The organism is Streptomyces sp. NPDC056486 (assembly GCF_042795295.1).
In the GTDB taxonomy this organism is placed as follows: domain Bacteria; phylum Actinomycetota; class Actinomycetes; order Streptomycetales; family Streptomycetaceae; genus Streptomyces.
This window is the reverse complement of record NZ_JBHTSF010000027.1, coordinates 1-11,738: the sequence shown is the minus strand read 5'-3', so window position 1 is coordinate 11,738 and position 11,738 is coordinate 1. Positions and strand designations below refer to the sequence as shown.

Annotated in this window: 12 protein-coding genes and 1 pseudogene; 2 read left to right on the top strand and 11 right to left on the bottom strand. The window is 68.8% G+C overall.

What is annotated here, in order from left to right:
* Positions 1 to 10 precede the first annotated feature (10 nt).
* Both ACFQ7F_RS13985 and ACFQ7F_RS13980 read right to left on the bottom strand, forming a co-directional pair.
* Positions 11 to 829, bottom strand: coding sequence for a hypothetical protein (locus ACFQ7F_RS13985; RefSeq protein ID WP_383270124.1), 819 nt, complete (start codon positions 827 to 829; stop codon positions 11 to 13).
* The gene (locus tag ACFQ7F_RS13980) at positions 826 to 2,289 is read right to left on the bottom strand and encodes a hypothetical protein (protein WP_383270122.1); all 1,464 of its coding nucleotides are present in this window, start codon (positions 2,287 to 2,289) and stop codon (positions 826 to 828) included. Before ACFQ7F_RS13980 ends, ACFQ7F_RS13985 begins: the two co-directional genes overlap by 4 nt.
* A gap of 228 nt (positions 2,290 to 2,517) precedes the next feature.
* Here ACFQ7F_RS13980 and ACFQ7F_RS13975 point away from each other — a divergent pair.
* Positions 2,518 to 2,730 (top strand): annotated as a pseudogene (locus ACFQ7F_RS13975) (IS30 family transposase); the annotation flags it as partial.
* Between the two features lie 437 nt (positions 2,731 to 3,167).
* The gene (locus ACFQ7F_RS13970) at positions 3,168 to 4,064 is read left to right on the top strand and encodes a DUF5655 domain-containing protein (RefSeq protein ID WP_383270121.1); all 897 of its coding nucleotides are present in this window, start codon (positions 3,168 to 3,170) and stop codon (positions 4,062 to 4,064) included.
* Between the two features lie 172 nt (positions 4,065 to 4,236).
* On the opposite strand, the gene ACFQ7F_RS13965 is transcribed toward ACFQ7F_RS13970, so the two are convergent.
* From ACFQ7F_RS13965 to ACFQ7F_RS13925, 9 genes are all read right to left on the bottom strand, one after another.
* Positions 4,237 to 5,610, bottom strand: a complete 1,374-nt coding sequence (locus ACFQ7F_RS13965; protein ID WP_383270119.1) for a DUF317 domain-containing protein — start codon at positions 5,608 to 5,610, stop codon at positions 4,237 to 4,239.
* A gap of 29 nt (positions 5,611 to 5,639) precedes the next feature.
* The gene (locus ACFQ7F_RS13960; RefSeq protein WP_383270118.1) at positions 5,640 to 6,758 is read right to left on the bottom strand and encodes a DnaB-like helicase N-terminal domain-containing protein; all 1,119 of its coding nucleotides are present in this window, start codon (positions 6,756 to 6,758) and stop codon (positions 5,640 to 5,642) included.
* Positions 6,758 to 8,029 (bottom strand): DNA cytosine methyltransferase, encoded by a 1,272-nt coding sequence (locus tag ACFQ7F_RS13955; protein ID WP_383270117.1) that lies wholly within the window; start codon positions 8,027 to 8,029, stop codon positions 6,758 to 6,760. Before ACFQ7F_RS13955 ends, ACFQ7F_RS13960 begins: the two co-directional genes overlap by 1 nt.
* Positions 8,026 to 8,787 (bottom strand): hypothetical protein, encoded by a 762-nt coding sequence (locus ACFQ7F_RS13950; protein ID WP_383270115.1) that lies wholly within the window; start codon positions 8,785 to 8,787, stop codon positions 8,026 to 8,028. Before ACFQ7F_RS13950 ends, ACFQ7F_RS13955 begins: the two co-directional genes overlap by 4 nt.
* Before the next feature lie 151 nt (positions 8,788 to 8,938).
* Positions 8,939 to 9,433 (bottom strand): hypothetical protein, encoded by a 495-nt coding sequence (locus tag ACFQ7F_RS13945; protein ID WP_383270114.1) that lies wholly within the window; start codon positions 9,431 to 9,433, stop codon positions 8,939 to 8,941.
* A complete protein-coding gene (locus ACFQ7F_RS13940; protein ID WP_383270197.1) occupies positions 9,426 to 9,857 on the bottom strand; it encodes a tryptophan synthase subunit alpha in 432 nt (143 codons plus the stop codon). Before ACFQ7F_RS13940 ends, ACFQ7F_RS13945 begins: the two co-directional genes overlap by 8 nt.
* Positions 9,857 to 10,162 (bottom strand): tryptophan synthase subunit alpha, encoded by a 306-nt coding sequence (locus ACFQ7F_RS13935; RefSeq protein WP_383270112.1) that lies wholly within the window; start codon positions 10,160 to 10,162, stop codon positions 9,857 to 9,859. The genes ACFQ7F_RS13940 and ACFQ7F_RS13935 overlap by 1 nt, the downstream gene beginning before the upstream one ends.
* A 94-nt stretch (positions 10,163 to 10,256) precedes the next feature.
* Positions 10,257 to 10,601, bottom strand: a complete 345-nt coding sequence (locus ACFQ7F_RS13930; RefSeq protein WP_383270111.1) for a hypothetical protein — start codon at positions 10,599 to 10,601, stop codon at positions 10,257 to 10,259.
* A gap of 13 nt (positions 10,602 to 10,614) precedes the next feature.
* The gene (locus ACFQ7F_RS13925; RefSeq protein WP_383270109.1) at positions 10,615 to 11,217 is read right to left on the bottom strand and encodes a hypothetical protein; all 603 of its coding nucleotides are present in this window, start codon (positions 11,215 to 11,217) and stop codon (positions 10,615 to 10,617) included.
* Positions 11,218 to 11,738 lie beyond the last annotated feature (521 nt).

Below are 11,738 nucleotides of genomic sequence, written 5' to 3'. Positions count from 1 at the left end.
GGGTGAGCGTTCAGCTGAACAGGTCCGCTGTCGGCGTGGCGGCGGCCGACGAAAGATGGTCGTCCGGGGACGGCGGGGCGGCGTGGTCGGCTGAACCGCCGGAGGGAAGGGCTGCGACGCCCAGCACAGCTAGTTCCTCCAGCATCTCGCGTGCGGCCTGGTCACGGACCTGTAGCCGGTACTTGACGTTGGTGACGTAGGTGCCGGCGTCTTCGTCGCTGAGCTTGCGTACGAAGCCGTGACTCTCCAGATGAGTGAACGCTTTCTTCACCAGGGCTCGCGTCGAGGACCGCGGGGCCCTATCTGCTTGTGTTTTACCCGTGGCGCTGCGGCGCAAGTAAACCCGCCACAGCCCCTCCAGCCCCGGCTGATCACTGGGCGGATCAATGTCCTCATCGCTCTGGGCAAGATGGCGTTCGATGGCCGAGGACAGGATCCGGACCTCTTCATCGACCTGTTTGACGGAGATCCGGCCGATGTGCTCGTCATCGTCGAGGTCTTCGGGACGGGGAAAGGCCATGGCAGCGATGGTCAGCTGGGCCAGCAGGTACAGGGGACGATCGGCGGTCTGCGGGACGAGGTCAGAGACAGATACCGCGAAGTCGGTCTCCGGGGTGGTGCCAAGGACCAGTCCTGTCAAGGGGTGCACTTCCAGCACTGTCAGCTCGAAGCCCTGGGCGACCTTCCGTACCAGCTGCGCGAAGTCCGGTTCGGTATCGAAGCGTTGGACGAGCCGGGCGTAGTCACCAGAGCGGGCGGGCGCTTTGCGGCGGGCCATGGCAAAGGCGACCATCCGGGCTGCCTCGGCTGCATCCTCGTGGTGGTTCATGCACTCTCCTGGCCAAGCTGGCGGGCGTCAGGGTGACGTGGGGCGGGGAAGGCGGACAGGGGCGCGTTCGCCGACGGTTCCGGCGCCATATCGGCACCCCCGGTGCGGACCAGGAGGAAGTCAGTACCGCCAAAGTGGTCGTCATCCAGGTCTGCGCCGTCGTCGACGGCCACCACGGCAGTCTCACCGGCAGCCAGCTGGCGCACCGGAATGAGCCGGAACAGTTGCTGAACGCGCAGCGTGAGCAGCTCATCGGTGCCGGAGTTCGGCCCCGTCCACGGGCCGGGCTGGCGGGTCGCAGCCAACAGGGTCGAGAGCCGCACCCCCTGCGCGGTGACCGCTGACAGCATCGAGTCCACCGCGTGGTGTTGTTCGTCGTTGAAGGCGGAAGGGTCCTCGATCTGTGACCAGTCGTGCTCGTCTTGAACCGGCACCAGTTCCTCGCCGACGTCGTCGGTGGCCTTGGTGAGCCCTTCAAGGAAGTCGGGCAGGAACATCACCCGAGGTCGCACGGGCCCCAGGACAGCGAGAGTGAACGCCTCCAAAGGGGCCAGGCACGAGCTGAGAGAGAGGCCCAAGGCTGGTTGCAGGAGCTGTTCGTGCAGGTGTACACGCGTGTGGATCGCCGGAGCGACGAACACCTGACGGTCTTGCTGACGCCGGAATTCCGGGCCGACCTTCATCAGCATGTCGATAAGTACCGCATGACGTTGCCAGCACTCGTGAATGAGCGCCTCCAGATCTTCCAGCTGCCTGCGCTTGCGTTCATCGGCGGTGGCTTCCAGCAGCTGGTTGACCCGCTCCTTGAGCATCGTCTCGGCCGCGGACCGGCTGCGCACGTGCTCCAGAGCCTGATCGACCGTGTCCCTGACTTCCGTGTCCCAGTCCACAGCCCGCACATTGCGCTTCATGGCTTCGATGCGTCCGTGGATGTCCTTGGCGTACCGGATGCTCTGGATTCGTGCACTGTGGGCGATCTGCCACGCCTCGCTGATCCGAGAACGCTTAAGCAGAGCCTCCAGTTTGGCTTCGGCGGCGATCTGTTCTGAGGCGATATCGACATCGATCGCATGTACCAGCACGGTGATCGCCGCGTCCGTGGTGATGAGCGCGGCCTGCCCCACGTGATCGGGGACTTCCTTGAGAATCTGGAAAGATGTCTCGCGGGTCTCGAACCCGTTGTCCGTCACATATCCGACATCGTGACGGAAGGTGCGGTCGCGTTCTTCGGTGTTGATCAGGCGCTCGGTCACCCAGCGTGCGACCGCCCGGTACTCCTCCCCGCCCTGGCCCGGCAACTGCAGTGCCGCGTACTCAGCAACGTGTTCCACGACCGTCTCCTGTCGCACGGCCGTTCGCATGTCCGTGCGTAGTGTCACGAAGTCGATCGCGGCCAGGGCCAGTTCAGCCATGCGGTACCGGTCCCACCCGCGTTCCTTCTTGGCCTTGCTGTTGTCCAAGGCCAAGAGTGGATGGACCACTGTTAGGGCTCGCATCCGCGAGGTGATGCTTTCGTAGACTGCCGACGGCTCTTCAAAAATCACCAGCTATCGCCCCCCAACTTCATCTCTGGCGCGCTGAGTTCAAGCTAAAACACGGCACTGACAATCACTGCTGAAATCGAACTAGTGGCCTGTTCATGCTTCGGCAATCAGCGGAGGTAATGAAGCCCTGGGGGGCGAGGCGCCCGCCGATTCGTCGACGAGATGGTGATGATCTCCGAGCGTCCTGCCGAGGTGGAGGCCGGGCGGTTCCCGGCCGCTGGGGAGGTGATCTGATCGTCGTCCCTCGAAGCGAGAGCGCGATCGTGACCCTGGTCGAGCCCCCCCACCTGCTACGTGATACTCGGGCATTTGCCCGGCGGGCACACCGCCGAGGGGGTCCGCGACGTGCTTGTGCCGTAGATCCAGACCCTGCCCGGGCATCTGCGCGGCTCGCTCCATCGATCGTGACGTGTTTCCGATGACCCACCACGTGGAGTGCGTCGCGATCCTTGAGCCTGCCGCAAAGAGTGCCTGACCTGCGCTTTCCCCCAGCGTGCGTCATGTGCGCTATGTGCGTTACGGGCACATTTTTGACGCTCAAATGACGCTCCGAGAGGCGTCCTGACGCTCGTTCTGATGGTGCGTCAGGCTGTCTTCTGCCCTGTTCAAACTGGCCTTCGGGCCACCTGGGTGTGCTCGCGCGCCAGGAACTCGGTGCCCAGATTCGCTAGCCGAACCTCCGGAGTGCGGCAGCTCCTGCCCGAGATCGGGGCGGCTTCGGGGACTCGGACAGCCTGGCTGGAAATATCCAGCACCGGCTCGGCGTTGTTGCTCTCTCAGTAGAAGAGGGGGAGGTGTCGGGCCTGAAGCTGTTCCGCATGGAATCGACGAATAGCGGCATGACCGAGGTCATGCCGCGTCTTGCTGACGTCGAGGCGGATGTGCAGGGCCTCGTCGAGGCGCATATGGAGGCGCTGTTGGGCGTCCGGTTTCTGGCGAGCGAGTACAGCACCGGACCGGTCCACGGGGGCCGGATCGACTCGCTCGGCCTGGACGAGAACGGATCGCCGGTCATCGTCGAGTACAAGCGGGGCGTCGATGTCGGCGTCATCCACCAGGGCCTGTTCTACCTGGCGTGGCTGATGGACCACCGGGCCGAGTTCGAGCGCTTGGTCCGCGACCGGATCGGAGCGACGGCCGCGTGCCAGGTTCTGTGGAGCGGGCCGCGCCTGATTTGCATCGCCGGTGACTTCACGCGCTTCGACATACACGCCGTGCGCGAGCATCGGCGCTCGATCGACCTGGTCCGCTACCGGTTCTTCGGCAGCGACCTGCTCGGCCTGGAGACCGTGGCGTCCGTGAGCAGCGGCATGCAGGTGGCCCGCCGGACGCGCCGCAAAGCGGTTGCCAGGGCGGCGGCTGACGTCCAGGGTGCGGCGATGGTGGAACTGGCGGGCGCGGTCGACGAGGTCCTGCTCGGGCTCGGGGACGGCGTGAACCGCGTGGAGCGCAAGCAGTACCGGGCGTATCAGCGGCTGCGGAACTTCGCCTGCCTGTGCCCGCCGCAGCGCAGCAAGCTGCTGGTCTACCTCAAGGTCGACCCGAGGAACGTCGACCTGGTACCGGGTTTCACCCGGGACGTGTCGGGTCTCGGTCACCATGGGACGGGTGATCTGGAGGTGCAGCTTCGTACGCCGAGGGACGTGGAGCGGGCGCAGGATCTGTTCCGGGCGAGCTACGCGGCGGCGTGATCGCCTGCCGGCCTCTTGGCCATGGCCGCTTCGTGGCTGCTCTGTGGTCGTGGGGTGATGCCTTTCGACGTGCGGGTGGGGCGTGGCGGTGGACTATCAATGATGCGCGGGATCGCCAGTTTGGCTAACCGGCGATCCCGCGCTATGTTCCCTCGCTCTTGCGTGCCGATGATCAGCGTGAACGGCTGGCAGCCGCGTTGGCCTCGACCGCCGGGATGGCCGCCGGGCTGGTGAAGAGACTCGTCTTGTGTCCGGTGCCCGCGGTCTGGGGGCGGCGCAGTCCGGTGTCGTGGGCGAGGGTCTCGGAGAGGTCGGCCAGCAGTGAACTCGGGGTGTGCGGGGACGCGGTGACGGTCCAGGTGGGCCGGTCCCGGTCGGGGCCGGCCCAAATGGTCCAGGTGGCCAGGTTCTGGCTCGGGTGGTGCTGGGCGGTGAAGGCGTCGAAGCGGACGCCCGCGTCCCCGGCGGGGGAGGTCCAGCGGATCCAGCGCCCGTCCACGGTGTGCTTCCAGTCGGCGTCGGACAGCGGCCGTGTGGCCGCTGTGACCGTCTTCTCGTCCACCGGGGCACCGATGGTGGTGTCCCAGCCTTCGCCGTCGGCGAGGTGGTTCAGCAGCTCCTCCAGCACCGGGGCGGGGGTGGCGCCGGTCGCGGTGAGGACCCACATACGCTCGGAGACGGGGGTCTCGTAGGCGGCCACCGTCCATGCGGTCTCGTGGGCCGGGGTTTCGTGGACGCGCTCGATGCGCAGGGTCTGGGACTCGTGGATGGCGTGGGTCGTCTCGTCCGACCAGGTCCGCCACCGCTCGAACTCGCGGTGCGCGTCGAGGAAGGTGTCCAGGAGGGCGTCGTGGTCGCCGGCATCGGCTAGGTAGAGGGGGACGGTCTCCGGCCCCGGGCGGGAGGGTTCGGACTTGGCCGCGGTCACGTCGAAGACGGAGGGGGCTTCGATGGCGGCGTGTTCGGTGTCGGTCAGGGGCGCCGGACCGGGGCGCATCTCGGCCGCGTGGACCTTTTCGAAGGCGAGCAGGGCTTGGGCGGGGGAGTCGAAGGTGTCGGCGACCTGGCGCAGGTGGTCCTCGCCGTGCAGGTAGACGGACTTGCCGCCTGGGCCGAGGTAGGTGCCGACCGCGACGGTGGTGTGGCCGTCGTGGGCGTGGGCGTGGATGAGGAGCTGGCCGTGGCGGATGTCGTCGTGGATCTTCTGCGCTTGGTTGGAGACCTCGCGGATCTCGTTGCGGCTGCACCAGGGCATCGGGTAGTTGGCCCAGGTCCATTCCTCGTCCATGGCCTCCCGGAGTTGAGGGGTGATCTCGACGGCGATGCCCTCGGCGATCAGCTGTTTGGCGGCGTCCTCGGCCCAGTAGGGCTCCTCATGATCGATTCGGGCCAGGACCAGGACGTTGGTGGCGGCAACGTTCCAGTCGGCAGCCTCCAGAGCCATGAGAGCGACGCGGGCCTGGCTGCCGGTCAGGACGGCCTGCACGGCGCTGGGATGCGTGGGGTGGGTGTCGAGGCGGACGTGGGCGTCGATTTCGGGATTCACGTGGGGGATGTCGTCTCTTCTGCCGGTGGCTATCGGGTGGCTCGCGTGGCGCGGGCGGTGTGCGCGGCCGTGGTGGTCGGCGGGCCAGCGCGGGCGGGGGGCGCGGGTCGTTGAGGTTGGGTGGGGACCGGTTTGGTGGCGTGCTGCCAGCGGGTGCGGACGGCGGCGATGTCGGCGAGGGCGCGGCGGGCGCCGACGACGAGCTGGAAGGGGGTGTTGGCCGGGTCGGCGGCGTACGCCTCGATGCGTCGGCCAGCCTGATCGGCGGTGGCCAGAAGGGAGCGCTGCAGGGTGCGCTCGCCCCAGTACTCCAGGGAGCCGGTCGGTTCGGCCAGCAGGCAGAGCACGTCGCCGGGTTCGCTTCCGGCGTCTAGGAGGCCACGCTGTTGGGCCTCCCACAGCACGGTGACGGGGTCCACGCCCTCGCGGCGCCGCGCGAGGGCGGTCAGGCAGTGCCACAGGCCGGCGTGCAGGGGCAGGGTCAGGTCGTCGGGGAGCAGCCACCGGACCGAGTCGATGTCGGCAGGGTGGGCGGTGGCGGTCGCGAGTAGCCACTGCTCCTCCTCGACCGCCTCCTTGCGGTCGGGCGTGACGGGCGGTGGCGGGGCCGCGGTGCGGGGCAGCACTCCGGCACGCGGGGGGAAGCGGCTTGCGATGTCGTCCACGAGGGCGCCGAGGGTTTCGGCCTCCGTGAGCACCGTCTGGACGGGGTACGGGAGGGAGGCGTCGTGGACGGTCTGGACGAGGTGTTCGGCGGCCCTCTGTAAGCGGCGGCGGGCATGTTCGGCCTCCACCATGCGTGCGTAGGCCGGTGCGTGCCGAGGCCAGGGACAGACCTGGATGAGGGTATGCAGGTATGAGGCGGTCAGTCCGCGCGCTTGCCCACGTCCCGTGGAGAGCACTTGGTCGAGCCATTTGGTGTTCTTCGCGTGCTCGGCGGGGTCGGGCGGCGGAAGGGTACTGATCGCGGCGTACAGGGCGGTGTGCACGGCGGTGGAGAAGGAGTCGGCGGCGATACCGGTCACGTCGCCGAGACGGTGCGGATCGAGGAGGAGGGCCCCGAGGAGGGCCTGCTCGACGTGGAACACCGGCTGCGGCGGCGCAATCGCATCGAGGTGGTCTTTGTCGGGTTCGGGAGTGCGGGACATCAGGCGGCGAGGGTGAAGTCGTCGGGGTCGAGGGCGACGCCGAGGTGCGGGGCGAGGAGGTGGCCGGCCAGCAGCGGGGGCACGGCGTTGCCGATCTGGCCAAAGACCTGGCCCTTGTTGCCGGCCCAGGGATAGTCGGCGGGGAACGTCTGCAGGATGCCCGCCTCGCGGGCGGTGATCCGGATCGGCTCCGGCACGGCCGGTGAGTCTGTGGATTGCGTGGGCGCCGAGGCCGGGTCGGCGACCCAGGTGCACTCGTTCGCGCGGTGTCCGAAGAAGAGCGTGCCCGCCGGTTCATGGATGGACCGGATGGTGGCGTTGACCTGGTTGTTGCTGCGCAGCGACCAGGCCCAGCGATGGGCCTCGGCGGTGAACGTCGGCGCCGGGGCTCTGGCATCGCGGTTCTCGCGGGTGCGGTGCCGGGCCGCCCGTCCAGCTCCTTCGCGGCGGGACGATGGGACTACTCCGTCCGGGCGGGGCAACCAGGTCCCGCGCGCCCGGGCGTCGGACAGCGTCTTCCGGGAGCCTGAGGGGAAGGGTTCGGGCCCGCCGCCCGGTCCGCCGCCGGCGCAGACGGTGGGGACGGGGCGGTCAGTCGCGCCCCATCCCAGGGCCTCGGCCATGCTCACCCAGCGGTCGCGGCCCGGCCCGAACAGCGATTCCGGCTCGGCGACTTGAGCGTGCGTGGGGGTGGGAGGCTGCGCTGTACGGACCCGGGAGGCGAGGAGGATCGCCCGCCTGCGCGTCTGCGGGACGCCGAAGTCGGCGGCGTTGAGGATCCCGTACCAGACGGAGAAGCCCCAGGACCGGAGGATGGCCGCGTACTGCTTCCACAGCGGCAGCACGTCCGGCACTTCTTCCATGGCGACCCAGTCGGGCTCGCCGACTGTGTTCAGGGCGTACAGGTAGCGCATGGGCTCGGCCGCGAGCAGGGAGCGCTCGTCGCGGCAGGCGGCTAGGAGACGTTCGCGGGTGTCACGGCCGGCAGCGAGGTCCTCGACTGCCGCGTGCACCAGCGGCTGGTCGAGCAGGCCGAGACGTTTGCCGGCCATGCTCCACGCCTGGCACGGAGGCGAGGCGATCACGCCGTGGGTGCGGCCGACGAAGGGCCAGGTCGGATACATCGCCACGTCGGTGCGAAGGGTCAACTGGCCATCAGCCGCACGGGTCTTGCACGCCCACTTGTCCCACTCCAGGCCGATGTCGCGCACGCCGAGGACATGCAGGGCCCTGCTCCAGCCGCCCGGCCCCGCGAAGAGGTCGAGTATCACGTGGCCAGCCCGAAGTCGTCCTGCGTCAGAGCGTCGGCGTCCCCGCGGCACGCCCAGGGCGAGCAGCCGTCTGCGACGCCGGTCTCCAACTCGTCGGCCTCGTCCGCGCCGGTGGGCAGGGCGGCTCGTTCGGCGGCGGTGACGTGGTCGATCGGGGCCTGGCTCAGGGGGACGCGGGAGCGGTGCAGGAATGCCTCGCCGAGCAGTCGGTTGCCCGCTGCGTTGGCACGGGCATTGCCCTGCCGGATGGCGTCGTCGAATTCGACGACGTCCGCCCACTCGGACGGAGAGGTGTCCCTGATATGGCGCCACTGCGCATTTCCGTGGAACGGGCATCCAAGGCAACTCGATTTGGGTGTATCGGCAAGCCCGAGTGACGTCAGGTAGCGGACACAGTCGGCCCTGCTCCAGTTGAGGTCCAGGAGGGGATGTCTGTTGCGCATGTACTTGACGTCGGCGTCCTTGGCGCGGTGGAACTCATCGGTGGAGATTCCCACCCACTGCTCGACGAATACTCCCTTGGGGATGCGTGAGGGGTAGGGGTATCCGAGCAGTTCGCGCACCTTCTGCTTTATCGGTTTCACCTTATATTCGCCGGTGCACTGTCTTCGGGTCGTCCCGGGGCGCCCGTCCTGGTTGAGGATGTGGAGGGGCATGGATGCGAACCGGTGATCCGGGTTCAGGGCGTCGCTGCGAATGTTTCCGGCCGATACGCGTAGTACCGGGATTCCGGCGGGCTTGGCTATCTCCCGTTCCATGCGGTCAAGCTGGGTGTAGACCGCTTCGGGTTCCCAGCCGGTGTCGGCGAAAATCGCGTAGTCGACCCTTGGGAGAATGCCCTCGGCCGAGAGGGCGAGGAGGGTGCTGGATTGAACTCCCGCACCCAGGGAAAGGGCACGGAATTGAGGTTCATCTGAAATAGTCTGTCCTGGGTGTGGGGAATGGGGGCCGCCCACAGCGCGGCTGCGGGATCAGGCGGTCTCGGTGAATGGCGCGATAGAGGGCGGGGATGTGGTCGAGGAGGTCGGTGGCCGACTCGATGAACTGCTGTGGTGATGGACCGATGAGGACGACCCGTCCTGACGTGGCGTCGGCTGCGCGGCGCCGGTTCTCCACGGCGCGGGCGATGGCCGCGGTCAGTTCGGCGCCCGCGTCCTGGGCGGCCTTGGCGATCTGCGCGACTCGTTCGAGGAGCAGCAGATCAGCGGACGAGTGCTGCGGCGTGTGCTCGGCGAGGTCGAGGAACAACCGCCGTGCGCTGCCCGCGAGTTCGTGTGCGTCGGTGATCCGCGCGGTCAGCGTTGCTGTGTGGTCGGCGGCGGGGGTGCGCAGAGTCCGGTGCAGGGCGAGGGCGTCAGCTGTGATCCGGTCGAGGGTCTCGGCTGGGGGGAAGCGGTCAGGCACGGGTCTCCGTGGTGGTGTTCGGCGTCAGGGCCTGGGCGAACGCGGCAGTCAGTGCGGGGGCCTGGCCGGGATCGGTGGCCAGGGCGCGGACGAGGGGGGTGCCGATGACGACGGCGTCCACTAGCGGGGCGACGCGGGCTGCGAGGGCTGGGGTGGAGATCCCCACGCCCGAGACGACGGGCAGGGGGCTCGCGGCGCGCAGGCGCCCGGTGAAGGTGGCGAGCGCCGGGATGTCGAGCGGGCCGTGGTAGCCGGTGGGCGCCGTGCTCGCGGGCGCGTAGAGCCATCCCGACGCCCCGGCGGTCACCTGGGCGAGGTCGGTGTCAGCACGGTGGCGGGGGATCAGGCGCGGGGTGTGGAGGTTCGCGTCCTTCGCTGCGGCCTGCCACCGGGCTGTCTGGTGGTCGGGCAGATCGACGACCATCACGCCGGCGGCACCGGCCTCGGCGAACAGGCGGCCAGGTGTTCGGGATGCTGGCTGACGGGTTCCCAGTAGGTCATGACGACGGTCGGCCGCAGGCTGGCGGTGTGCTCGACCGTGCGGAGGGTGTGGTCGAGGACGTTCCCGCGTCGCAGGGCGCGGCGGTAGGCGGCCTGGATGACGGATCCGTCGAGGTGGGCGTCATGGTGGGCGAGGCCGACCTCGAACAGGCAGGCGCCTGCCTGCGCGATTTGGTCGAGATGACGGCGTTCGACGTGGGGCGGGTGGAGTCCGGCGGGAACGAACACGCCCAGCGCGCAGCGGGGTTGGGTGAGGAGGCTGTGGAGGGAGTCGTCGATGGCCAGAGGGGGGCCTTTCGCGCGGGTGGGCTGTCGCCGTAGGTCAGCGGTGGCGTGCGGCCGGTGAAGCCGGGGAGGCCACGGGAGCGGTGGCGCTCCGGCCGTGAGTGGCGCGCAGGCCGGGCGGGGTGTCCTTGGTGGGCCGGTGACTGAAGGCGGGCGGCGGCTCGTCGCGGGTGGGGAGGCCGTAGAGAGCGGCGTGTAGGGCCTGGGCGTAGGTCGTCACGGGTCCACCTCGCGAGCGGTGGTCGTACTGGGCTGCCGCTAGTCGGCGGACGCCGAAGTGGACGGTCACGTCACGGGGAGCGGCACCGGGGCGGATCTGATCGGCGAGGGCTTGGGCGAGGTCATGCGCGGTCGGGGTGTCGGAGGGCGTGGTATTTCCCATCGGGTGGCGGGGATCAGCGGGAGTGCCGACGTGTCGCAGGTGCGGCCGGTCCGCTCTGGGCGGCAGGTGCGGCTCGGCGGGGCGGGGCCGGGATGGCCTCCGGTGTGGGGATGTTGAGGCCGATCCGTACGCTGAGGCCGTCGGCGTACGCGTGGGTCTCTATACGGGTGACGACGCCGAGCAGGCTGTCTTTCTCCAGCCGGGCCGGCGGTTGGTAGGAGGAGCCGTCGGCCGCGAGGGCGAAGCCGTGCTGCTCCAGCAGGGAGCGGGCTGCGTCGGATCCGGCTGTCGCCGTCACCGTGTCGGCGGTGAACTGGACCTGAAGCTGCGGGGCGGGCAGCGGGCCATCCGGCATCCAGCGCGTCGTCCAGGAGAGGTCGACGAGATCGAGGGTGTGCGCGAGGAGTCCGTACATCGCGGTGCCGGCTCGCTCGTGCGCGTCCTGGGCTGTTCCCGGTGGGAGCAGATAGAGCGTGTGTCCGAGATGCCGGCGGGCGGTGAACCCGGCTTCGGTCAGCAGACGGTCGGCGTCTGGAATACGGCGGTTGAGGACGGCGAAGGTATGCCCGTCGTCGGTGGACCCGATGAACACATCGGGGATGTCTATGAAGGACATGGTTCTCCAGGGAGTGGCTGTGGAGCTCGGAGCGCGATTCGCTTCTCGGTGTTCAGGGGCATCGCTGCGTCGCGGATGATCAATCGCGATGACGTGTGGCGTCACTCGCCGTTGCTGACGCAGCCGGGGCGCGTTGTGCGGGTGTGGAGCGAGCGGGAGAGCAATCCGAACCGGCCGTAGTACTGGCCGAGTTGTCAGGCGCGTACTGGTTGGAGAGTTCGGCGCACGAGTCCCCGGAAGGCTGCCGGTGCGCCCTGCAGCGGCCAGGAGTGGACGGGTGGTCGGCTTCGTCCGGTGCCGGCCGCGATGACAGCGTTCGCCGGCGGAACGATCGGGGCGGCGGTGACATCGATCTGGTGAGAGTGGCAACCTGCCGCCACAGTTGACATGCCACAGAGCAGCAAGTTTGTGGCTGTCCCCGTGGAGGCCCGGCTGGAGAATATGCCAGGTTCACGGACACGGCGTGCCCCTGGTGTGAGGCTGAGTGTCTCCGGCCGCCGCCGCGCGGGTGCGGCGGCGGC

Coding starts and splice junctions, on each gene's coding strand:
- ACFQ7F_RS13930 (WP_383270111.1), bottom strand. CDS start 10,601: ATGGGAAATACCACGCCCTCCGACACCCCGACCGCGCATGACCTCGCC.
- ACFQ7F_RS13960 (WP_383270118.1), bottom strand. CDS start 6,758: ATGTCCCGCACTCCCGAACCCGACAAAGACCACCTCGATGCGATTGCG.
- ACFQ7F_RS13950 (WP_383270115.1), bottom strand. CDS start 8,787: ATGGAACGGGAGATAGCCAAGCCCGCCGGAATCCCGGTACTACGCGTA.
- ACFQ7F_RS13925 (WP_383270109.1), bottom strand. CDS start 11,217: ATGTCCTTCATAGACATCCCCGATGTGTTCATCGGGTCCACCGACGAC.
- ACFQ7F_RS13940 (WP_383270197.1), bottom strand. CDS start 9,857: ATGGTCGTCGATCTGCCCGACCACCAGACAGCCCGGTGGCAGGCCGCA.
- ACFQ7F_RS13985 (WP_383270124.1), bottom strand. CDS start 829: ATGAACCACCACGAGGATGCAGCCGAGGCAGCCCGGATGGTCGCCTTT.